Consider the following 21,451-nt stretch of genomic DNA (forward strand, 5'->3'; position numbering starts at 1 on the left):
CCGCCGAACGTGCCGCGCCCACCCGGCGGCAATCCCCCGCCGACCACCACGGATACCGGCGCCCCGGACAGCGAGGTACGGCCATGACCCGCCGCATCGAGGGACTGCTGCTCGGGCTCGCCGCCGGGGACGCCGCGGGGTGGCCTGCCGCTCGGCACCGGGCGGCGCGGATGCCCGAGTGGACCCGGCGGCTCACCCGGGAGCTGGACACCTTCGCCGAGGAGAACGCGACGACCACCCTCCCGGTGCCGATCGCGCTGAACCAGCCCCCGGAACCGCTGCGGCTCGGCCCCTCCGACGACGCCGAGTGGGCGGCGTTCGCGGCGGAGGCGGTGTTGCGCGCCGGGGACGACAGCGCGCTCGGGGACCTGAGCCGGGACCGCCGGATGCGCGCCGCCATCGACCTGACCTGGACCGCCGTCGCCTCCGAGGTGGCGGCCGCCGCCGAACGCGCCCCAGAGGTCGAGTCGGCGGTACTGCCCCTGCGCGCCCGCATCTCGGTCCGCGCCGGGCTCGGCAACCTCGCCACCGGGCTGCGCCCGCCCGCCACCGGCCACGACAACCCGCACTACTTCGACGACGCGGCCTGTGTACGGGCCTGCGTCCTCGCCGTGGCGCACCCGGGCGACCCCCGCCGCGCCGCCGACCTGGCCGAGTTCGACGCCCGCTACACCCAGGACGGCGACGGCGTGCACGGTGCGCGGGCGATGGCCGCCGCCGTGGCACTGGCGCTGTCCGGGGCCCGGGCCGGAGCCTGCGTGACCGCGGCCCTCGACCAGCTGCCCGCGGAGACGGAGATCGGCCGCAACGCCCGCCACGCGCTGGCCCTCGTCGAGGACACCGACACCGCCTTCGGGCTGGTCCCGCTCCTCGAGCACCAGATCGTCGACCACGTCTACAGCTACGGCATCGCCGCCGCCGAGACCGTCCCGGTCGCCCTGGCCCTGGCCATCGCCGCGGACGGCCGGATCGGCGAGGCGGTGCCCGCCGCGGCCTGTCTGTCCCGGGTGGCCGACTCCGCCCCCGCCCTGGCCGGGGCCCTGACCGGCGCGCTGGGCGGCGGCGGGGCGATCCCGCAGGCCTGGCGGGACGCCTGCCGCACGCTGTCCGGTTGTGCGCTCCCCCGTCTCAGCGGCACCGACCTGGTGGAACTCGCCGGACTCCTGGAAGCCGCACAACGGGGCCGACCAGGAGGATGATTCGGGGCATGACGCCCAAAGGAGAAGAATGCGGCGGTCCCGGGCTGGACGAGCGGATCACCGGGGCGCTGGTCGGAGCCGCCGTCGGTGACGCCCTCGGCGGCCCCGTCGAGGGCTACTCCCCCGACCGGATCGCCGAGCGGCACGGCGGCCGCGTCCAGGGCATCGTCGGCCCGTGGAACGGCGACGCCTGGCGCACCGCCCGCCCGATCGCGCCGTACCACAAGGGCGACGGGCACGTCACCGACGACACCCTGATGACCCACGCCCTGGTGCGGGTGTACACGCGGGTCCGCGACCACCTCGACGCGTACGCGATCGCCGACCACCTGGTCCCCGACCTGATGACGAACCCGCGCTGGATCCCGGAACTGGAGGCGGAGGCGCTTCCGCTGCAACGGATCTTCCTGGCGGAGAAGTGGCTGGTGGCCAGGCTGGCCTACGGTCATGTCGACCCGCGGGAGGCGGGCACGGGCAACATCGTCAACTGCGGCGCGGCGATGTACATGGCGCCCGTCGGCCTGGTCAACGCGGCCAACCCGGCGGGCGCTTACGCCGAGGCGCTGGACGTCGCCGGCGCCCACCAGTCGTCCTACGGCCGCGAGGCCGCCGGGGTCTTCGCGGCGGCGGTGGCGGCGGCGGCCACGCCGGACGCGACCCCGGAGTCGGTGGTCGCCGCGTGTCTGGGCCTGGCGAAGGACGGCACCCGGGAGGCGATCGACCGGGTCTGCGAAGTGGCGTCGCACCACCGCGACTTCGAGTCGGCCCTGACACCGCTCCGGGAGGCTGTCGCCCCCTACGACACGGTGGGCCCCGACTATCGTTCCCCCTCCCTCGCCGCCCGCCGCCCCTCCCGCCTGCACTCCATCGAGGAACTCCCCGTCGCGCTCGGCATGCTGGTCGTCTCCGGCGGCGACTGCCGGCAGGCGGTGCTGGGCTCGGTGAACTACGGCCGGGACTGCGACTCCATCGCCACGATGGCGGGCGCCCTCGCCGGCGCCCTCGGCTCACCGGTCCCGGAGGACTGGTCGAAGGCGGTGGCCGAGGCGAGCCGCCTGGACCTGTGGGAGCCGGCGCGCGCACTGACCGAGGTGACCCGGGAGGTCTTCGCCCGGGACGTGCGCCGCCGCCGCTCCCACGAGGCGGCCTTCGACCGGCTCGGGGGCAGCGGATGCTCCGCCTGACCTGGGTCCAGCCGGAGGACCTCCTCGGCCACGAACTGCACCAGGCCCGCCAGGACGGCCGCGAGCCGTCGGCGGTGGCGGCACGCTGGCGGGCCGCGGGCGGCGGCGAGGCCCCGGCACGGGCCGGCGCGTCGCCCAGGCCCGCCTCGCGGTATCTGCGGCTGCTCGCGCAGGACCTGCTGGACGAACTCGCCGACCTCCCCAGCAGGCTCACCGAGCGGGAACCGACCGACCTGGCCGGGATCAGGGCCGCCTGTCCGGCCTGGCCCGCCCGCACGCCCGCGCCGGCCCCCGCTCAGCCCGCCCTGGAAGCCGCCTGGCTGGGCCGGGCCGCCGGCTGCCTGCTGGGCAAGCCGGTGGAGAAGCTCCCCCTGGAGGGGATCCGCGAACTGGCCCGGTCCACCGGCAACTGGCCCCTGAACACCTGGTTCACCGCCCGCGGGGTCCCCTCCGAGCTGACGGAGAAGTACCCCTGGAACCGCCGCTCGGCGACCACGTCCCTCGCCGAGAACATCGACGGGATGCCCGAGGACGACGACCTCAACTACCCCCTCCTCAACCTGCTGCTGCTCCAGCGCCACGGCAGGGCCTTCACCACCACGGACGTGGCGGGACTCTGGCTGGACGAACTCCCGCCCGGCCGCACCTTCACCGCCGAACGCCTCGCCCTGCGCAACCTGCTCAGCGGTATCGAGCCCCCGCACACCGCCCGCCACCGCAACCCCTTCCGCGAGTGGATCGGCGCCCTGATCCGCGCCGACGTCCACGGCTGGACCAACCCGGGCGACCCGGCCGCCGCTGCCGAACAGGCCCACCGCGACGCCACCCTCACCCACACCGCCAACGGCGTCTACGCGGCGATGTTCACCGCCGCCGCCATCGCCACCGCCGCCACCGGCACCCACGACGTCCACGCCTGCCTGCGGACCGCCCGCACCGTGGTCCCGCCCCGCTCCCGCCTGGCCGAGGCGATCGACCACGCCGTGCGGCTCGCCCGCACCCACGAGGACTTCGACGAGGTCGTGGACGAACTCCACGCCACCCACTCCGCCACCTACCACTGGGTCCACGCCATCCCCAACACCGCCCTGATCACCGCCGCCCTCACCCACGCCGACGGCGACTTCACCGGCTCCGTCTGCAGGGCGGTGTCGGGTGGCTGGGACACGGATTCCAACGGCGCGACCACGGGCAGCATCGCCGGTCTCCTCGCCGGCTCCCCCGCGGCGCTCCCGGGCCGCTGGACGGCCCCGTTGAAGAACCGCCTCGCCACATCCGTCACCGGATTCGACGGCACCGGCTTCGACTCCCTGGCCCGCCTCACCCACTCGCTCACCCACCCGGAGGTGACCCGCCCATGACCCACATCGCCGTACTCGGCAGCACCAACATGGACCTGGTCGCGTACGTCGAGAAGGCCCCGCAGCGCGGGGAGACCGTCACGGGACGGGAGTTCCGTACGGTCCCCGGCGGCAAGGGCGCCAACCAGGCGATCGCCGCGGCCCGCGCCGGCGCCACGGTCTCGATGATCGGCGCGGTCGGCAACGACGCGTTCGGCACCCGGCTGCGCTCCACGCTCGAGCACTCGGGCGTGGACACCGACAGCCTGCGCACGGTCGAGGGCCCGTCCGGCACCGCGCACATCGTGGTGGACGACGAGGGCGGCAACGCGATCGTCGTGATCCCCGGCGCGAACGGCACCGTCGACCACCTGACCCCTGGTGACGAGGGCGTCATCGCGTCCGCCGACGCGCTGCTGCTCCAGTTGGAGATCCCGCTGCAGGGCGTGCTCGCCGCCGCGGAGGCGGCCCGCAGGCACGGCGTCCGTACCGTGCTGACCCCGGCGCCCGCCCGGCCGCTCCCGTCCGGGCTCCTCGCCGCCACGGACCTGCTGGTGCCCAACGAGTACGAGGCGACCGCGCTCACCGGCCGCACCGACCCGCTGGACGCGGCCGCCGCCCTGCTCGACCAGGTCCCGGAGGTGGTGGTCACCCTGGGCGCGGCGGGCAGCGTGTACCTGGCCCGGGGCGTCGAGCCGCTCGTGGTGCCCGCGCCCCGGGTGACCGCCGTGGACTCCACCGGCGCCGGCGACACCTTCGTCGGTGCCCTCGCGGTGGCCCTGGCCGAGGAGCGGCCGGTGCGGGAGGCGCTGGCCTGGGCTGCCGCGGCGGCGGCGATCTCCGTCCAGCGGGCCGGGGCGTCGGTGTCGATGCCGTACCGGCCGGAGATCGAGGCGCGGTACTCCGCATGAGTACCGACCGCATGAGTACCGACCGCCTGAGCACCACCCACGTGAGTAGCGACCGCATGAGCACCGGCCAACCGCTGAGCGGCCTGCGCGTCCTCGACCTCGCCACCCTCTTCGCCGGTCCCCTGGCCGCCACTCTGCTCGGCGACTTCGGCGCCGAGGTCGTCAAGGTCGAGCATCCGGCGAAACCCGACCCCTCCCGCGGACACGGCCCCGCCAAGCACGGCGTGGGACTGTGGTGGAAGCTGCTCGGCCGCAACAAGCGCACCATCACGCTGGACCTGTCCAAGCCCGGCGGCCGGGCCACGCTGCTCCGCCTGGCCGCCACCGCCGACGTCGTGATCGAGAACTTCCGCCCCGGCACCCTGGAGAAGTGGGACCTGGGCTGGGAGGAGCTGTCCGCCGTCAATCCGCGGCTGGTCCTCACCCGGGTCACCGCCTTCGGGCAGTTCGGCCCGTACGCCCACCGGCCGGGCTTCGGCACGCTCGCCGAGGCGATGAGCGGCTTCGCCGCGATCACCGGGGAGCCGGACGCCCCGCCGACGCTCCCGCCGTTCGGCCTCGCCGACTCCATCGCCGCCCTGGCGACGGCGTACGCCGTCATGACCGCGCTCGCGGCGCGCGAGCGCACCGGCGCGGGCCAGGTCGTCGACATGGCGATCATCGAACCGATCCTGACCGTCCTCGGCCCGCAGCCCACCTGGTACGACCAGCTGGGATACGTGCAGCGGCGCACCGGCAACCGATCCGCCAACAACGCCCCGCGCAACACCTACCGCACGGCCGACGGCTCCTGGGTGGCCGTGTCCACGTCCGCCCAGTCGGTCGCCGAACGGGTGATGCGCCTGGTGGGCAGGCCGGAACTGGTCGACGAACCGTGGTTCGCGACGGGCGCCGACCGGGCCGCGCACGCCGACGTCCTGGACGAGGCGGTCGGCGGCTGGATCGCCCTGCGGGACCGCACCGAGGTCCTGGCGGCCTTCGAGAAGGCGGAGGCCGCGATCGCCGAGATCAAGGACGTACGGGGTGTGCTGGCCGACCCGCAGTACCAGGCCCTCGACACCGTCACCACCGTCGACGACCCGGAGCTCGGCCCGCTGCGCATGCAGAACGTCCTGTTCCGTCTGTCCGCCACGCCCGGCGCGATCCGCTGGGCGGGCCGCCCGCACGGCGCGGACACCGATGCCGTGCTGACCGAGCTGGGACTGTCGGCGCGGGAGCTGCGCGCACTGCGTGAGGAGGGCGCGCTGTGACCGACTTGCCCCTGACCTGGCTGTACGCCCCCGGTGACCGGCCGCACGTGGTCGCCAAGGCGCTGGTTTCCGGCGCCGACGTCGTGGTGGTCGACCTGGAGGACGCGGTCGCCCCGGGCCGCAAGGGGTACGCCCGCGCCGCCACGGCGGAGCTGCTCGGCGAACCGCAGCCGGTGCCGGTGCACGTCCGGGTCAACGCCCTGGACGGGCCGTGGGCGGCGGCCGACGTCCGGGCGGTGGCCCCGCTGCCGGGCGTGGCGGGGTTGCGCCTGCCGAAGGTCACCTCGGCGCGGGACGTGGCCGACGTGGCGGAGGAAACCGGGCTGCCCCTGTTCGCCCTGCTGGAGAGCGCACTGGCCATCGAGCGGGCCCATGCCGTCGCCGCCGCCCACCCCTTGCTGCGAGGCATCGCCCTGGGCGAGGCGGACCTCCGGGCCGACCTGGGGGTACGTGACGACGCGGGTCTGGACTGGTGCCGCTCGCGGGTGGTCGTGGCCGCGCGCGCGGCCGGCCTTCCTCCGCCGACCCAGTCGGTGCATCCCGACATCCGCGACCTGGAGGGCCTGGCCGCCTCCTGCGCCCGTGGCCGGGCCCTGGGCTTCCTCGGCCGGGCCGCGATCCACCCTCGGCAGCTTCCGGTGATCGAGCGGGCGTATCTGCCCACGCGGGCGGAGATCGAGCAGGCGGAGACGATCGTCAAGGCGGCGGCGTCGGGCCAGGGCGCGCTGGCCCTTCCGGACGGCCGCTTCGTCGACGCGGCGGTGGTGGCGGCGGCCCAGCGGACGCTGGCACTGGCGGACCGGTCCTGAAACGCGCCGAGGGCGCCCCGATCGGGGCGCCCTCGGCGTCGTACCGCCGGGTGTCAGCTCTTCTTGCCGGCCGACTCGGTCTCGTCCTTCGCCTCCGCGGCATCCGGCCCGGCCTTGCTCTCGGGCCCGGCGTCCACGGCATCCGGCTCGGTCCCGGCGTCGGCCTTGTCCTCGGTCCTGTCCTCGGCCTTGGCCCCGCTCTCGTCGTCCGCCTCGGCCTCGGTCTCGGTCTCGGTCTCGCCCTCGGCCGGGCCGTCGGCACCCGGTTCCACCACGGCTTCCCGTCCCGGCCGCTTCTTCGCCGACAGCACCATGTAGACCACCGCGAGCAGGAACACGATCATCGCGGTCCAGTCGTTGAGCCGGAGGCCCAGGATGTGGTGGGCGTCGTCGACCCGCATGTACTCGATCCAGCCGCGGCCCACGCAGTACGCGGCGACGTACAGCGCGAACGCCCGGCCGTGGCCCAGTTCGAAGCGGCGGTCGGCCCAGATGACCAGGAAGCCGACGCCGATGCACCACAGGGACTCGTACAGGAAGGTCGGGTGGTAGTACCCCGGCACCCGGCCGCCCTCGGAGGAGGTGATGTGCAGTGCCCACGGAACGTGCGTCTCGCGCCCGTAGAGTTCCTGGTTGAACCAGTTGCCCCAGCGGCCGCAGGCCTGCGCGAAGGCGATGCCGGGGGCGATCGCGTCGGCGTACGCGGGCAGCGGGATGCCCCGGCGCCGGCAGCCGATCCACGCACCGAGCGCACCGAGTGCGATGGCGCCCCAGATGCCGAGGCCGCCTTGCCACACCTTGAAGGCGTCCACCCAGTCACGGCCCGCGCTGAAGTACAGCTCGTAGTCCGTGATCACGTGGTAGAGCCGGCCGCCGACCAGGCCGAAGGGCACCGCCCAGACCGCGATGTCGGCCACCGTGCCGGCCCGCCCGCCGCGGGCGACCCAGCGCTTGTTGCCGAGCCAGACGGCAACGAAGACGCCGATGATGATGCAGAAGGCATAGCCGCGCAGCGGAATGGGACCGAGGTGGATCACCCCGCGCGACGGGCTGGGAATGTAGGCAAGTTCCATGGCAGGGTCGACGCTACCGTGCCGGGCCGGGCACACGACGGGCAGCCCGGCTACGGGTCGGTAACGGGGGCGTGAGAAACGCTTACCCCGGCCGGCTACCCCTTGGCGGCGTCCTCCACCATCTGCTTGAGCTTGGCCGGGGTCATCGTCCGGTCCTCGTAGATGTTCTTCCCGCCCAGCAGCACGGTGGGCGTGCCGGTGAAGCCGCCCGTCTGGAAGGCCTTGTTGGACTTCACCACCCAGCTGGTGTGCGTGCCGTCGTCGACGCACCTGCGGAAGGCCGCCGTGCCCAGGCCGGGGACCTTGCCGGCCAGGGCGACCAGCTTGGCGTCGTCGCCGTAGGCGTCGTCGGTTTCCTTGGGCTGGTTCTTGTAGAGCACGTCGTGGTAGTCGCGGAACTTCCCGGCGTCCTGGGCGCAGGCCGCGGCATTGGCCGCACGGAGGGAGCCGCTGCCTCGCAGGTTGCCGTCGATCAGCGTCACGAGGTGGTACTCGATTCTGAGCTTGCCGGAGTCGGTCAGCTCATGGAGCGTCGGGCGGTACACCGTCTCGAAGGCCTGGCAGGCCGGGCAGCGGAAGTCCTCCCAGACCGTGAGCGTCGACTTGGCGCCGTCCTTGCCGACCGGGATGGCGAGGCTGTCCTTGCCCTGGGCTCCCGAGGGTGCCACCACCGGGCCCGCCGCCTTCTCGCCGCCCTTGTGCTTGCCCGCGTTGGCGGCGATCACGCCGATCACCGCCGCGAGGCCCAGGACGCAGGCGACACTCGCGCCGACGATCAGCGCCCGCCGTCGCCTCTCCGCGGACTTCTGCTTCTCGCGCTCGACCGCCAGCCGCTCCCGGGCGGTGCGCTTTTCCTCACGGTTCTTCTCGCTCACACCCCCAGAACGAACCGGGGAGGCGCAGCGCGCCTCCCCGGTCCCAGGTCCACCCGTTCGAGTGACCGAATGATCCCTGACTGTTCCGTGCTGTTCCGTGCTGTTGCGTACTGCCCCGTTACGCCTGTCGGCGTACGCCCTTCGCCAGCTCGCCGGCGAGCTCGCGGACGGCCTCGACGCCGGCCGCGTGGTCCGGTGCGTCCAGCATCCGCTTGACGAACGCGGAGCCGACGATCACGCCGTCGGCGAATCCGGCGACCTCGGCGGCCTGGGCCGCGTCGGAGACGCCGAGCCCGACGCAGACGGGCAGGTCGGTGCCGGTGGCCCGGGTCCGCTCCACCAGGTCCTGCGCCTGGGCGCCGACCGACTCACGGGTGCCGGTGACACCCATCAGGGAGGCCGCGTAGACGAAGCCGCTGCCCGCCTCGGTGATCCTGGCGAGCCGCTCGTCCTTGCTGCTCGGGGCCACCACGAAGACGGTCGCGAGGCCGTGCTTCTCGGCGTGCTCCCGCCACAGCGCGGACTCCTGCACGGGCAGGTCGGGCAGGATGCAGCCCGCGCCGCCCGCCTCGGCGAGCTCGGCGGTGAAGCGCTCGACGCCGTAGCGGTCGATCGGGTTCCAGTACGTCATGACGAGTACCGGCTTCCCGGTGGCCGCGTGGGCCTCCCGGACGGTGCGCATCACGTCCGCGATCCTGACCCCGCCGCGCAGGGCGATGTCGTCGGCGGTCTGGATGACCGGGCCGTCGAGTACGGGGTCGCTGTGCGGCAGACCCACCTCGACGACGTCCGCGCCGCCGTCGAGGACGGCCTTGATCGCCTCGATGCCGCCGTCCACGGTCGGGAACCCGGCGGGGAGGTAGGCGATGAGGGCGGAGCGGCCCTCGGCCTTGGCGGCCGCGAGGGTGTCCGTCAGCAGCCGGATGTTGCCGCTCACTTGGCGTCCCCCTCGATCTCGGCGGTGTCGGCCGCGTCGGCGGCGACCTCGGCGTCGGTGTCGTACAGGCCGAAGTAGCGGGCGGCCGTGTCCATGTCCTTGTCGCCGCGTCCGGACAGGTTGACGACGATCAGCCCGTCCCTGCCCAGCTCCTTGCCCACCTCCAGGGCGCCGGCGAGCGCGTGGGCGCTCTCGATCGCCGGGATGATGCCCTCGGTCCGCGACAGCAGCCGCAGGGCCTGCATCGCCGCGTCGTCGGTGACCGCGCGGTACTCGCCCCGGCCGCTGTCCTTGAGGTAGGAGTGCTCGGGTCCGATGCCCGGGTAGTCCAGACCGGCCGAGATGGAGTACGGCTCGGTGATCTGGCCTTCGTCGTCCTGCAGGACGTACGAGCGGGAGCCGTGCAGGATGCCGGGCTCGCCCGCGGTGAGGGTGGCCGCGTGCTCGCCCGTGTCGATGCCGTGGCCGGCGGGTTCGCAGCCGATGAGCCGCACGCTCTCGTCCGGGATGAACGCGTGGAAGAGGCCGATGGCGTTGGAGCCGCCGCCGACGCAGGCGATCGCGGCATCGGGGAGGCGGCCGGCGCGCTCCAGGAGCTGGCGGCGGGCCTCGACGCCGATGACCCGGTGGAAGTCGCGGACCATCGCCGGGAAGGGGTGCGGGCCGGCGACCGTGCCGAAGAGGTAGTGGGTGCGGTCGACGTTGGCCACCCAGTCGCGGAAGGCCTCGTTGATGGCGTCCTTCAGGGTGCGGCTGCCGGACTTCACGGCGACGACCTCGGCGCCGAGCATGCGCATGCGGGCCACGTTGAGGGCTTGCCGCTGGGTGTCGATCTCACCCATGTAGATGGTGCACTCGAGGCCGAACAGCGCGCAGGCGGTGGCCGTGGCGACGCCGTGCTGGCCGGCGCCGGTCTCGGCGATGACGCGGGTCTTGCCCATGCGCCTGGTGAGCAGGGCCTGGCCGAGCACGTTGTTGATCTTGTGGGAGCCGGTGTGGTTGAGGTCCTCGCGCTTCAGGAACACACGGGCGCCACCGGCGTGCTCCGCGAAGCGGGGCACCTCGGTGAGGGAGCTGGGGCGGCCGGTGTAGTTCACCAGCAGGTCGTCGAGCTCCCGGGCGAACTCGGGGTCGTGCTTGGCCTTGTCGTACTCGACGGCCACCTCGTCGACGGCGGCGACGAGGGCCTCCGGGATGAACTTGCCGCCGAAGGCCCCGAAGTAGCCTTCGGGGCTGGGGACTTGACCCTCCGGGTCGGGGATGAAGAAGTCGCTGGGCATGCGTGTACCTCACGGTGAGTCTGTGGAATGCACTAGTCGCCGTGGGGGGCGGGGCTTGTCAGTCGGCCGCGGGCCGAGTGTGGCTTGTCGCGCCCGCGCGGCGGTAGCCGCAGGTCAAACACAGTCCCGCGCCCCTATCGGGGCGCTGCCATCGCCGCCCGTTCACCTGCCCGGGTTCGTCACCGATGACGTATCGGACGCGACGGCCGTGGACACGCCTGGCGGGGGCTCGGCAGCCCCTCGGCCGGCAGCCGCGCGCCAGGCGGGCGTGGCGGTCCACGGTGGTCACGGTGAGAGTCATCGGGTGTCAGCCTACCGGGAATCAGCCCCGGCCGTGCCGCAGTGCCGGGTGCTCACCCGCGGCCACCAGGTCGGCGACGGCGCTCTTCGGGTCGCGGCCGGTCACCAGGGACTCGCCGACGAGGACCGCGTCGGCGCCCGCGTTGGCGTAGGCGATCAGGTCGTGCGGGCCGCGGACACCGGACTCGGCGATCTTGACGATGTGGTCCGGGATCTCGGGCGCGACGCGTTCGAACGTCCCGCGGTCGACCTCCAGCGTCTTGAGGTTGCGCGCGTTGACGCCGATCACCTTGGCGCCCGCGTCCACCGCGCGCTCCACCTCGTCCTCGTCGTGCACCTCGACGAGCGGGGTGAGGCCGATGGAGACGGCGCGCTCGATCAGCGACTCCAGGGCCGGCTGTTCGAGGGCGGCCACGATCAGCAGCGCGAGGTCGGCGCCGTACGCGCGCGCCTCCCACAGCTGGTACGACGTGACGATGAAGTCCTTGCGCAGGACCGGGATGTCCACCCGGGACCGGACGGCCTCCAGGTCGGCCAGCGAGCCGCCGAAGCGGCGCTGCTCGGTGAGGACCGAGATGACGGCCGCGCCGCCCGCCTCGTAGTCCGCGGCGAGCCCGGCCGGGTCGGCGATCGCGGCCAGCGCACCCTTGGACGGGCTGGAACGCTTGACCTCGCAGATGACCTTGACGCCCTCGCCGCGCAGTGCGGCGACGCCGTCCTTGGCAGCGGGAGCCTTCGCCGCGCGCTCCTTGAGCTCGTCGAGGCTGACGCGCGCCTGCCGCTCCGCGAGGTCGGCACGGACTCCGTCGATGATCTCGTCGAGCACACTCACGCGAGCGGCCCCCTTCCAGACGGTTCTTCCAGACGGATGAAAAGCCCTTGAAAAGGCATGGTCACTGCGATGGTAGCCGGAGCGGGGCCAAGGCCTCGCATCCGGTCCCAGTACCTGGACGTTCACCCGTGCGTCAAGGGTGGAGCCAGCCCCCGAACGGCAGGTTCCGGACCACGGTGAAGAGCAGCAGCAGCACTCCGGCGGTCCACAGGTGCGCCGGCGAGGGGTCGATCCGGAACGGCCGGCCGCGTGCCGTGCGGACCGCCCAGACGGTCCACAGCACGGCGAAGCCCAGGTAGCCGGCCACGGCCGGCGCGTTGTCGTGGAGCGCGGTGAGGAGGTCCCCGTGGACGAGGGCGTGCGCGCTGCGCAGCCCGCCGCAGCCGGGGCAGTACAGGCCGGTGCAGCGCAGCAGGGGACAGACCGGGTAGTGGCCGGGCCGGTTGGGGTCGACGGCCCCGACGTACGCGAAGGCCGCGGCGACGGCCGCGAGGATCCCGGCGGGCACGGCCAGCCGTCTGCAGGCGTTCACGCTTCGCATTCTGCCCCGTACGGGCCGCACGCGCGCGTGAGGGGCGGACGGCGCCTCACCGGTGCCGTCCGCCCCTCACAACGCGCGGGCGAAGAAGCTCAGCTCTCGGCGCTCGCCGGCTCGCGGGTCGCGGCCGCGGCGTGGGCCACCCCGTGGCTCTCCTTCGGCTGGCCGAGGCCCATGGCGCGCATGATGGCGCCCACGACACCACCGAGGGCCACGATCACCATGCCGGCCCAGAAGCCCAGCGGCTGTGCCATCACCATGAAGGCGCCCGCGACGCAGAAACCGATGAAGGCGATGATGACACCGGTCCAGGCGGCCGGGGTGTGACCGTGGCTGCTGCCCGCCATTGCTTGCTCCTCGTGGTGGTGTGCGTGTCGCACGTGCCGTACATGTCCGGGCCCGGCCGTGTCCGGGGCGGACGCTCACCGTCCATTGTCCCGTACGCGTGGACGTGCCGTGAGCGGGGGTCGCCGGTGACGGGCGTCTCTTTCGCCACATCGGGGGAGGGCGTCACGCGCCGGTGGGGTCCTCGCCGCGGTCCAGGGCCTTCCAGAGCTCCTCGGGGCGCTCGGGGTCGACGGTCCGCGCGGTGCGGCGCGGGCGGGGTGTGCCGTCGCGCTCGTAGCGTCCGGACATGGCGGGCCACAGCCGGCCGTAGCGCAGGGCGAGGAGACCGGCGAGCAGCAGGAGGGCGCCGCCGACCGCCGCCACGTACGGCCAGCCGGTGTGGGTGAGCGCGGCCACGGTGGCGGAGGTGTCGCCGGTGGTCTCGGCCGCCTTCTCGTCGAGCGCCGAGCTGTCGGTGGCGCCGATCAGGGCCGCGGCGACGGTACCGGCGCCGGAGAGCGCGAGGAGCCCGGCGACCAGGAAGCGGCCGGCCCTGCGGACGGCGAAGACGGCGACGAGCGCGGCGAGGCCCACTATGGCGAGGGCCGCGGGGACGCCCGTGACGTCGCTGCCCTTGGCGGTCAGCGGGAAGGCGCCGCCGGCCACCGTAGCGGTGCCCTCCGACCAGCGCTGCCGGGTGGAGAGCAGCGCAACGGCCGCGCCGAGCGCGCCGCACAGCAGGGCGACGGCGAGGCTCCGGCGGCCGGACCGCGCGGACACGGGCGCCTGGGAACGGGGGTTGGGTACAGCAGTCACGTACTCCACTATCCCCCGGACCCCGGGCGAACCGTCACCCGGGGTTCACGTGAGGAACGTGATAAACGCCCTACTTGCCCAGCCGGTTGGCGGTGTGCACCGCCCGCAGCACCGCGGCTGCCTTGTTGCGGCACTCCTGGTCCTCGGCGGCCGGGTCGGAGTCGGCGACGATGCCGGCGCCGGCCTGGACGTAGGCGGTGCCGTCGCGCAGCAGGGCCGTGCGGATGGCGATCGCGGTGTCGGAGTCGCCGGCGAAGTCGAGGTAGCCGACGCAGCCGCCGTACAGGCCGCGGCGGGACGGTTCGAGCTCGTCGATGATCTGCATCGCGCGGGGCTTCGGCGCTCCGGAGAGGGTGCCGGCCGGGAAGCAGGCGGTGAGCACGTCGAAGGCGGTGCGGTCCTCGGCCACGCGGCCGGTCACCGTGGAGACGATGTGCATCACGTGCGAGTACCGCTCGACGGACATGAAGTCGACGACCTCGACGGAGCCGGGCTCGCAGACCCGGCCGAGGTCGTTGCGGCCGAGGTCGACGAGCATGAGGTGCTCGGCGCGCTCCTTGGGGTCGGCGAGCAGTTCGTCGGCGAGGGCCTGGTCCTCCTGCGGGGTGGCGCCGCGGTGCCGGGTGCCGGCGATGGGGTGGACCATGGCCCGTCCGTCCTCCACCTTCACCAGCGCCTCGGGGGACGAGCCGACGACGTCGAACCCGTCGAAGCGGAACAGGTACATGTAGGGGGACGGGTTCGTCGCCCTGAGCACCCGGTACACGTCCAGCGCGCTCGCCGTGCACGGCGTCTCGAACCGCTGCGACGGCACGACCTGGAAGGCCTCGCCCGCCCGGATGCGTTCCTTGATGTCGTCGACGGCCCGCCGGAAGTCGGGGCCGCCCCACAGGGCGGTGTACTCGGGCAGTTCGGAGGGCGGGAGCACGGCGGGCGGCTGGGCGACCGCGCGGGTCAGGTCCGCCTCCATCGCGTCCAGGCGGGCCACGGCGTCCGCGTACGCCTCGTCGACGCCCGTCTCCAGGTCGTTGTGGTTGATCGCGTTGGCGATCAGCAGGACGGAGCCCTCCCAGTGGTCCATGACCGCGAGATCGCTGGTCAGGAGCATGGTCAGCTCGGGGAGCCGCAGGTCGTCCCGCTCGCCGGGGCCGATCTTCTCCAGGCGGCGGACGATGTCGTAGCCGAGGTAGCCCACCATGCCGCCGGTGAAGGGCGGCAGACCGAGGTCGTGGGCGAGGTCACGGGGGGTGTGCAGGGCCTCGATGGTGGCGCGCAGGGTGGCGAGCGGGTCGCCGCCGGTGGGAACGCCGACGGGCGGGGTGCCCAGCCAGTGGGCCTGGCCGTCGCGCTCGGTCAGCGTGGCGGAGGACCGGACGCCCACGAAGGAGTACCGGGACCACGAGCGGCCGTTCTCCGCGGACTCCAGCAGGAAGGTGCCGGGGCGCTCGGCGGCGAGCTTGCGGTAGAGCGCGACCGGGGTGTCGCCGTCGGCGAGGAGCTTGCGGGTGACCGGGATGACGCGGCGGTCGGCGGCGAGCTTGTGGAAGGTCTCGAGGTCCATGGCGGCAGACCTTACTGATCCGGGGTCCGGACACCGGAATCGGCGTCCTCGAGCAGTACGTCGGCGTCGAAGCAGGTGCGGGCGCCGGTGTGGCAGGCGGCGCCGACCTGGTCGACCTTGACCAGCACGGTGTCGGCGTCGCAGTCCAGGGCGACGGACTTGACCCACTGGAAGTGGCCGGAGGTGTCGCCCTTGACCCAGTACTCCTGGCGGCTGCGGGACCAGTACGTGCAGCGGCCGGTGGTGAGCGTGCGGTGCAGCGCCTCGTCGTCCATCCAGCCGAGCATGAGCACCTCGCCGGTGTCGAACTGCTGGGCGATGGCGGGCAGGAGTCCGTCGGCGCTGCGCCTGAGGCGCGCGGCGATCTCGGGGTCGAGGCTGCTGGGCCCGGGAGTGCCGGTCGTACTGGTCATGGGTGCCATTGTGCCGGGCGGCACGGGCAGGGCCGGTCCAGGTCCACTGCGCGGACGGGGTGGGGGGTCGTAGGCTGACGGTATGTCGACCTTCGCCAAGCGTGAACGTCTCCTGCTCGCCGACCTCTTGGAAACGACCGGTCCGGACGCCCCGACCCTCTGCGAGGGCTGGCGGACCCGGGACCTGGCCGCGCACGTGGTGGTGCGCGAACGACGCCCCGACGCGGCCGGCGGCACGCTGATCAAGCCGCTCGCTCCCCGGCTGGAGAAGGTGATGGCGGAGTACGCCGCGAAGCCGTACGAGGAGCTGATCCAGCTGATCCGTACGGGCCCGCCGCGTTTCTCGCCCTTCCAGCTCAAGCAGATCGACGAGGCGGCCAACACCGTCGAGTTCTACGTGCACACGGAGGACGTCCGCCGGGCCCAGGCCGACTGGGGTACGCGCGAGCTGGACCCGGTCTTCCAGGACGCCCTGTGGTCCCGCCTGGAACGCACTGCCCGCCTGATGGGCCGGGGTGTGCCGACGGGCCTGGTGCTGCGCCGGCCGGACGGCCAGACGGCGGTCGCCCACCGGGGCACGCCGGTGGTGACGGTCACCGGTGAGCCGTCCGAGCTGCTGCTGTTCGCCTTCGGCCGGCAGAGCGCCGCCAAGGTGGACCTGGACGGCGACGAGGAAGCGATCACGCGGCTGCACGAGTCGAAGCAGCTCGGCATCTGAGAAGCAGCTCGACAGCTGAGGGGCCTGCCATGATCAAGGTTGCGATGACCGGCGTGTACGTCGACGACGTGCCGAAGGCCCACGCCTTCTACACGGACGTGCTCGGCTTCGAGACCCGCACCCACCTGGACCTCGGCGGCGGCACCCTGTTCGTGACGGTGGGCGCCCCCGGCGGGGCCCAGCCGGATCTGCAGTTGCTGCTGGAGCCGGGGGCGGGCCCCATCGCGGAGCCGTACCGCCGGGCCCTGTACGAGGCGGGGATCCCGGCCATCGTCTTCTCGGTGGACGACATCGCGGCGGAGTACGAGCGGCTGCGCGGGCTCGGGGTGCGCTTCACCCACGAGCCGCAGGAGCAGGGCCCGGTGATCGCCGCGGTGCTGGACGACACCGTGGGCAACCTGGTGCAGCTGGCCCAGCCGAAGGGGTGATGCGTCAGCGCGGCAGTTCGGCGCGGCGCAGCCCCGGTACGCACAGGGCGACGACCCCGCCGAGGCCGCACACGGCGGCGCTGGCGGCGTACACCGGCCCGAGTCCCCATGCGCCGATCGCGGCGGCGGAGAACGGCATGCTCAGCGGGGTCAGACCGAGGCTGACCAGGCTGGAGACCGCGGTGACCCGGCCCAGGAAGGCGGGGTCGGCCTGGGTCTGGAGCAGGGCGCCGCACATCGCACCGCTGAGTCCGGCCAGCAGCCCGATGAGCAGGGCGGTCCCGACGGCAGCGGCGAGGCCGGGGACGAAGGCGAGGACGCCGATCGCGGCGGAGCCCGCGAGGATCGAGACCGCGGCGACCAGCCCGGCCCGGGGCAGCCGCCCCCGGACGGTCAGCAGCAGCGAGACCGCGCCCGCGCCGACACCGAACCCGGCGAGTACCCAGCCCATCCCGGAGGCGCCCCAGCCGCGCCGGTCGGCCAGCAGGGTCAGGCCGACGTTGAGCGGGCCGACGAAGCCGAGGTCGCCGAGGGCGATGACGATCACCAGCGGGGCGAGGACGCGGTGGCCGCGGATGTAGCGCAGGCCGGCCACGAGGTCGCTCCGGGCGGTGCCGCGCGGGGCGTCGTCGGCGGGCAGTTCCCGCATCCGTACGGAGACCAGCAGCGGCACCGACACGGCGATCAGCAGCCCGGCGAGCCCGAACGCGGCCGCCGCGCCGCCGACCGCCACGCCGAGGCCGCCGAGCGGGGCGCCGACGACGCTCGCGAAGCGGATCGCGAGGCCGCGCATGCCCTGGACCCGGGCGAGCTGGTCCTTGCCGGTGATCCGCGCGGGGAGGGCGCCCACGGCGGGCACGAACACGGCGTCGACGGTGCCGAAGACCAGCGCCAGCAGGGCCAGCGGCCACAGGCCCGGGCTGGTGAGGAACAGCAGGGCGGCCACCGCGAGCACGGCCGCGCAGCGCACCGCGTCGCTGCCGATGACGACCCGGCGCGGCCCCAGCCGGTCGGCGATCACACCGCCGCCCAGCATCAGCACGGCCCGCGGTAAGGCGCTCACCGACATGACGATTCCGGCCTGCGCGGGTGTCCCGGCCTGCACGGCGGCCCAGGACAGGGCGAGGTAGTAGACGTTGTCCCCGAGCATCGAGGAGCCGTACGCCCCGAGCCAGCGCAGGACGTTGGGGTCGCGGTGGGCGGGGCGGCCCGGGGCATGCCCCTCTACGGGTATCGCGGTCGCGGTGGTCACGGTGGAGGCCTCTCAGATGCGGAAGGGGAAGCCGTACATGTAGAGGGCGACGTGTTCGCGCCCCTCGGTCTCGCCCGCGGCCTCGGCGGCGCGGCCCTGCTCGTCGTACTTGCGCAGGAGCGACAGCATCTCCTGCTTGAACGCGGTGAGTTCCGCGGGTGTCATCCGCATCAGGGACTCGTTGTCCATGGACGCGGCGTTCCACTCGGGGTTCCAGGTGGGGCGCTCGTCGAGGTAGCGGCGGTAGCGGTCGGCTCGCTGGTCGTGGAAGAGGCGGCTGGCCGCCAGATGGGCCGCGGCCTTCGCCGGTTCGCCGCGGAAGTCCTCGTCGCGGATGCTCACTCCGTCCGACGAGGGTCGCCACCAGCGTTCCCGGCCGTCCTCGGTCTGTGCTTCGGCCTCCTCGATCAGCCCGTGCTCGGCGAGCTTGCGCAGGTGGTAGCTGACCAGGGAGACGGCCTCGTCCACCTGCTCGGCGAGCTGCGACGCCGTCGCGACCCGTGCGATGCACAGCAGCCGGTACAGGTTGACCCGCAGCGGGTGCGCCAGGGCCTTCAGCGTCCCGACATCGGTGATCCGCTGGTTCTCGTTGCTGACCATGCCCCCAGCGTAGATAGGAAAGGAAAGTTGCACAACTTATATTGCGCAACTTTTCTTTCCTGTCTCGCCGTGAAAAGGCCCCGGCTGCCGGAAGGCAACCGGGGCCGAGACTCGGCGCGGCGTCACCGGACCGGGTGACCGGCCTCCCGCAGCGCCTGCTTCACCTCGCCGATCCGCAGGTCGCCGAAGTGGAAGACGGAGGCGGCGAGCACGGCGTCCGCGCCGGCGGCGACCGCCGGGGCGAAGTCCGCGAGCTTGCCCGCGCCGCCCGAGGCGATCACCGGGACGGTCACGTGTTTGCGGACCTGCGTGATCATCTCCAGGTCGTAGCCGTCCTTCGTGCCGTCCGCGTCCATCGAGTTCAGCAGGATCTCGCCCGCGCCGAGCTCGGCGGCCCGGTGCGCCCACTCGACGGCGTCGATGCCGGTGCCCCTGCGGCCGCCGTGGGTGGTCACCTCGAAGGTGCCTTCCGGGGTACGGCGCGCGTCCACCGACAGGACCAGCACCTGTCGGCCGAAGCGCTCGGCGATCTCCCGGATCAGGTCCGGTCGGGCGATCGCCGCGGTGTTCACCCCCACCTTGTCGGCGCCCGCCCGCAGCAGCCTGTCCACGTCCTCGGCCGTGCGGACGCCACCGCCCACGGTCAGCGGGATGAACACCTGCTCGGCGGTGCGGCGCACCACGTCGTACGTCGTCTCGCGGTTGCCCGAGGAGGCGGTGATGTCCAGGAACGTCAGCTCGTCGGCGCCCTCGGCGTCGTACACCTTGGCCATCTCGACGGGGTCACCCGCGTCCCGCAGGTTCTGGAAGTTGACGCCCTTGACGACCCGGCCGTTGTCCACGTCCAGGCAGGGGATGACTCGGACGGCGAGGGTCATGCTCCGGACACTCCTCGGAACGCCTCCACCTCGACCTCGACGACCAGGCTGGGGTCGACGAAGCCGGAGACGATGATCATCGATGCGGCGGGCCGGACGGAGTCGAACAGCTCCTTGTGGGCGCGTCCGACGTCCTCCACGTCCCGGGCGTGGGTGAGGTACATGCGCGTCCGGACGACGTCGTCGCGGCCGAGGCCCACCTGGCCCAGCGCCGCGAGCGCGACGTTGAAGGCGTTGACCGTCTGCTCGTACGGTCCGCCTCCGGCGATCTCGCCGTCCACTATCGATGTGCAACCGGAGACCAGCACCAGCCCGTTCGGCAGCTCCACCGCCCGGGAGTAGCCGAAGGTCTCCTCCCAGGGCGCGCCGGTCGTGACACGTCGTACATCGCTCACTGGGCTACCGCCTCCAAGGCCTCTTCAAGGGTGAACGCCTTCGCGTACAGCGCCTTCCCGACGATGGCGCCCTCGACACCGAGCGGTACCAGCTCGGCGATGGCCCGCAGGTCGTCGAGCGACGACACGCCACCGGAGGCCACGACCGGGCGATCGGTCGCGGCGCACACGTTCCTCAGCAGCTCCAGGTTGGGGCCCTGCAGCGTGCCGTCCTTGGCGATGTCGGTGACGACGTACCGCGCGCAGCCCTCCTTGTCGAGCCGCGCCAGCGTCTCGTACAGGTCGCCGCCGTCGCGGGTCCAGCCGCGGCCGCGCAGGGTCGTGCCGCGGACGTCCAGACCGACCGCGATCTTGTCACCGTGCTCGGCGATGACCTTGGCGACCCACTCCGGGGTCTCCAGGGCGGCGGTACCGAGGTTCACCCGGGTGCAGCCGGTGGCGAGCGCGGCGGCCAGGGAGGCGTCGTCGCGGATGCCGCCGGACAGCTCCACCTTGATGTCCATGGCCTGGGCGACCCCGGCGATCAGCTCCCGGTTGTCGCCGGTGCCGAACGCGGCGTCCAGGTCGACCAGATGCAGCCATTCGGCGCCCGAGCGCTGCCAGGCGAGGGCGGCCTCCAGGGGGGAGCCGTAGGAGGTCTCCGTGCCGGACTCGCCGTGCACGAGGCGGACGGCCTGGCCGTCGCGGACGTCGACGGCGGGGAGGAGTTCGAGCTTGGCCATGTCTCTACAGGGTTCCGATCCAGTTGGTGAGCAGCTGGGCTCCGGCGTCGCCGGACTTCTCGGGGTGGAACTGCGTGGCCCACAGGGCGCCGTTCTCCACGGCGGCCACGAAGGGCTTGCCGTGCGTCGCCCAGGTGACCTTCGGCGGGTGCAGCACCGGGTTGTGGGTCTCGAGACTCCAGTCGTGGACGGCGTAGGAGTGCACGAAGTAGAAACGGGCGTCCGCGTCCAGGCCGGCGAACAGCTCGGAGTCGGCGGGCGCGTCCACGGTGTTCCAGCCCATGTGGGGCACGACGTCGGCCTGCAGCGGCTCGACCGAGCCGGGCCACTCGTCGAGGCCCTCGGACTCGACGCCGTGCTCGATGCCGCGCGCGAACAGGATCTGCATACCGACGCAGATGCCCATGACGGGCCGCCCGCCGGACAGCCTGCGGTCGACGACCCAGTCGCCGCGGGCCTCACGCAGGCCCTTCATACAGGCGGCGAAGGCGCCGACGCCCGGCACCAGCAGGCCGTCGGCGTTCATCGCCTCGTCGAAGTCGCGCGTGATCTCGACGTCGGCTCCCGCGCGCGCGAGGGCGCGTTCGGCGGAGCGGACGTTGCCGAAGCCGTAGTCGAAGACCACGACCTTCCTCGGCGCGCTCATCAGTTCCACACCTCCAGCCGCATGACGCCGGCGACCAGGCACATCGCCGCGGCGATGGAGAGCAGCACGATCAGGCTCTTCGGCATCTGCTGCTTGACGAAGGAGTAGATGCCGCCGACCAGGAAGAGGCCGACGACGATCAGTACGGTGGACAGACCGTTCATGGG

Annotated in this window: 26 protein-coding genes; 8 read left to right on the top strand and 18 right to left on the bottom strand. The window is 73.2% G+C overall.

The window, feature by feature from the left end; all coding sequences use genetic code 11:
* Positions 1-83 precede the first annotated feature (83 nt).
* Genes ACWC21_RS04275 through ACWC21_RS04300 form a run of 6 tightly spaced genes read left to right on the top strand, consistent with a single transcriptional unit; the run spans position 84 to position 6,693 of the window.
* Positions 84-1,199 carry an ADP-ribosylglycohydrolase family protein gene (locus ACWC21_RS04275; RefSeq protein WP_450878282.1) on the top strand — a complete coding sequence of 372 codons (1,116 nt, stop codon included), beginning with the start codon at positions 84-86 and terminating at the stop codon, positions 1,197-1,199.
* Between the two features lie 8 nt (positions 1,200-1,207).
* Positions 1,208-2,383: an ADP-ribosylglycohydrolase family protein gene (locus ACWC21_RS04280; RefSeq protein WP_450877963.1), complete on the top strand. Its 1,176-nt coding sequence runs from the start codon at positions 1,208-1,210 to the stop codon at positions 2,381-2,383.
* Positions 2,371-3,744 carry an ADP-ribosylglycohydrolase family protein gene (locus tag ACWC21_RS04285; protein WP_450877965.1) on the top strand — a complete coding sequence of 458 codons (1,374 nt, stop codon included), beginning with the start codon at positions 2,371-2,373 and terminating at the stop codon, positions 3,742-3,744. Before ACWC21_RS04280 ends, ACWC21_RS04285 begins: the two co-directional genes overlap by 13 nt.
* Positions 3,741-4,634: a ribokinase gene (rbsK, locus tag ACWC21_RS04290; protein ID WP_450877967.1), complete on the top strand. Its 894-nt coding sequence runs from the start codon at positions 3,741-3,743 to the stop codon at positions 4,632-4,634. The genes ACWC21_RS04285 and rbsK overlap by 4 nt, the downstream gene beginning before the upstream one ends.
* Before the next feature lie 56 nt (positions 4,635-4,690).
* Positions 4,691-5,884: a CaiB/BaiF CoA transferase family protein gene (locus tag ACWC21_RS04295; RefSeq protein WP_450877969.1), complete on the top strand. Its 1,194-nt coding sequence runs from the start codon at positions 4,691-4,693 to the stop codon at positions 5,882-5,884.
* Complete coding sequence (locus tag ACWC21_RS04300) at positions 5,881-6,693, top strand: HpcH/HpaI aldolase/citrate lyase family protein (RefSeq protein ID WP_450877971.1); 813 nt, start codon at positions 5,881-5,883, stop codon at positions 6,691-6,693. Before ACWC21_RS04295 ends, ACWC21_RS04300 begins: the two co-directional genes overlap by 4 nt.
* Before the next feature lie 53 nt (positions 6,694-6,746).
* Here ACWC21_RS04300 and lgt read toward each other — a convergent pair whose 3' ends face one another.
* The 11 genes from lgt to hisI form a co-directional block, all read right to left on the bottom strand.
* Entirely contained in the window at positions 6,747-7,766 is a 1,020-nt protein-coding gene (gene lgt, locus ACWC21_RS04305; protein WP_450877973.1) for a prolipoprotein diacylglyceryl transferase, read from the bottom strand.
* Positions 7,767-7,861: 95 nt separating this feature from the next.
* Complete coding sequence (locus ACWC21_RS04310) at positions 7,862-8,641, bottom strand: DsbA family protein (RefSeq protein WP_450877975.1); 780 nt, start codon at positions 8,639-8,641, stop codon at positions 7,862-7,864.
* A gap of 118 nt (positions 8,642-8,759) precedes the next feature.
* The gene (gene trpA, locus ACWC21_RS04315) at positions 8,760-9,578 is read right to left on the bottom strand and encodes a tryptophan synthase subunit alpha (RefSeq protein ID WP_450877977.1); all 819 of its coding nucleotides are present in this window, start codon (positions 9,576-9,578) and stop codon (positions 8,760-8,762) included.
* On the bottom strand, positions 9,575-10,858 hold the full coding sequence (gene trpB, locus ACWC21_RS04320; protein WP_450877979.1) for a tryptophan synthase subunit beta: 1,284 nt from the start codon (positions 10,856-10,858) through the stop codon (positions 9,575-9,577). Before trpB ends, trpA begins: the two co-directional genes overlap by 4 nt.
* 58 nt (positions 10,859-10,916) lie before the next feature.
* Positions 10,917-11,159, bottom strand: coding sequence for a tryptophan biosynthesis modulator TrpM (gene trpM / locus ACWC21_RS04325; RefSeq protein ID WP_450877981.1), 243 nt, complete (start codon positions 11,157-11,159; stop codon positions 10,917-10,919).
* A 21-nt stretch (positions 11,160-11,180) separates the two neighbouring features.
* Positions 11,181-11,990, bottom strand: a complete 810-nt coding sequence (trpC, locus tag ACWC21_RS04330) for an indole-3-glycerol phosphate synthase TrpC (RefSeq protein WP_450877983.1) — start codon at positions 11,988-11,990, stop codon at positions 11,181-11,183.
* A gap of 133 nt (positions 11,991-12,123) precedes the next feature.
* On the bottom strand, positions 12,124-12,531 hold the full coding sequence (locus ACWC21_RS04335) for a DUF2752 domain-containing protein (protein WP_450877985.1): 408 nt from the start codon (positions 12,529-12,531) through the stop codon (positions 12,124-12,126).
* 89 nt (positions 12,532-12,620) lie between these two features.
* Positions 12,621-12,875 carry an HGxxPAAW family protein gene (locus ACWC21_RS04340; RefSeq protein ID WP_450877987.1) on the bottom strand — a complete coding sequence of 85 codons (255 nt, stop codon included), beginning with the start codon at positions 12,873-12,875 and terminating at the stop codon, positions 12,621-12,623.
* Between the two features lie 163 nt (positions 12,876-13,038).
* A complete protein-coding gene (locus ACWC21_RS04345; RefSeq protein ID WP_450877989.1) occupies positions 13,039-13,680 on the bottom strand; it encodes a TIGR02234 family membrane protein in 642 nt (213 codons plus the stop codon).
* A gap of 61 nt (positions 13,681-13,741) precedes the next feature.
* Positions 13,742-15,232: an anthranilate synthase component I gene (locus tag ACWC21_RS04350; RefSeq protein WP_450877991.1), complete on the bottom strand. Its 1,491-nt coding sequence runs from the start codon at positions 15,230-15,232 to the stop codon at positions 13,742-13,744.
* Between the two features lie 11 nt (positions 15,233-15,243).
* Positions 15,244-15,645 (bottom strand): phosphoribosyl-AMP cyclohydrolase, encoded by a 402-nt coding sequence (gene hisI / locus ACWC21_RS04355; RefSeq protein WP_450877992.1) that lies wholly within the window; start codon positions 15,643-15,645, stop codon positions 15,244-15,246.
* Between the two features lie 82 nt (positions 15,646-15,727).
* Here hisI and ACWC21_RS04360 point away from each other — a divergent pair, with 82 nt between their 5' ends.
* Positions 15,728-16,363 (top strand): TIGR03085 family metal-binding protein, encoded by a 636-nt coding sequence (locus ACWC21_RS04360; RefSeq protein WP_450877994.1) that lies wholly within the window; start codon positions 15,728-15,730, stop codon positions 16,361-16,363.
* A 29-nt stretch (positions 16,364-16,392) separates the two neighbouring features.
* Complete coding sequence (locus tag ACWC21_RS04365) at positions 16,393-16,791, top strand: VOC family protein (RefSeq protein ID WP_450877996.1); 399 nt, start codon at positions 16,393-16,395, stop codon at positions 16,789-16,791.
* Positions 16,792-16,795: 4 nt separating this feature from the next.
* Here ACWC21_RS04365 and ACWC21_RS04370 read toward each other — a convergent pair whose 3' ends face one another.
* The 7 genes from ACWC21_RS04370 to ACWC21_RS04400 form a co-directional block, all read right to left on the bottom strand.
* The gene (locus ACWC21_RS04370) at positions 16,796-18,043 is read right to left on the bottom strand and encodes an MFS transporter (protein ID WP_450877998.1); all 1,248 of its coding nucleotides are present in this window, start codon (positions 18,041-18,043) and stop codon (positions 16,796-16,798) included.
* Between the two features lie 12 nt (positions 18,044-18,055).
* Positions 18,056-18,643 carry an ArsR/SmtB family transcription factor gene (locus ACWC21_RS04375; protein ID WP_450878000.1) on the bottom strand — a complete coding sequence of 196 codons (588 nt, stop codon included), beginning with the start codon at positions 18,641-18,643 and terminating at the stop codon, positions 18,056-18,058.
* A gap of 122 nt (positions 18,644-18,765) precedes the next feature.
* Entirely contained in the window at positions 18,766-19,521 is a 756-nt protein-coding gene (gene hisF, locus ACWC21_RS04380; protein ID WP_450878002.1) for an imidazole glycerol phosphate synthase subunit HisF, read from the bottom strand.
* Positions 19,518-19,916, bottom strand: coding sequence for a RidA family protein (locus tag ACWC21_RS04385; protein WP_450878004.1), 399 nt, complete (start codon positions 19,914-19,916; stop codon positions 19,518-19,520). The genes hisF and ACWC21_RS04385 overlap by 4 nt, the downstream gene beginning before the upstream one ends.
* Positions 19,913-20,638: a bifunctional 1-(5-phosphoribosyl)-5-((5-phosphoribosylamino)methylideneamino)imidazole-4-carboxamide isomerase/phosphoribosylanthranilate isomerase PriA gene (gene priA / locus ACWC21_RS04390; protein ID WP_388788672.1), complete on the bottom strand. Its 726-nt coding sequence runs from the start codon at positions 20,636-20,638 to the stop codon at positions 19,913-19,915. The genes ACWC21_RS04385 and priA overlap by 4 nt, the downstream gene beginning before the upstream one ends.
* A 4-nt stretch (positions 20,639-20,642) precedes the next feature.
* Positions 20,643-21,284, bottom strand: a complete 642-nt coding sequence (gene hisH, locus ACWC21_RS04395; protein WP_450878006.1) for an imidazole glycerol phosphate synthase subunit HisH — start codon at positions 21,282-21,284, stop codon at positions 20,643-20,645.
* The gene (locus ACWC21_RS04400; RefSeq protein WP_361810975.1) at positions 21,284-21,448 is read right to left on the bottom strand and encodes a hypothetical protein; all 165 of its coding nucleotides are present in this window, start codon (positions 21,446-21,448) and stop codon (positions 21,284-21,286) included. Before ACWC21_RS04400 ends, hisH begins: the two co-directional genes overlap by 1 nt.
* Positions 21,449-21,451: the final 3 nt, after the last annotated feature.

The sequence above is a fragment of the Streptomyces sp. NPDC001348 genome (assembly GCF_053597535.1).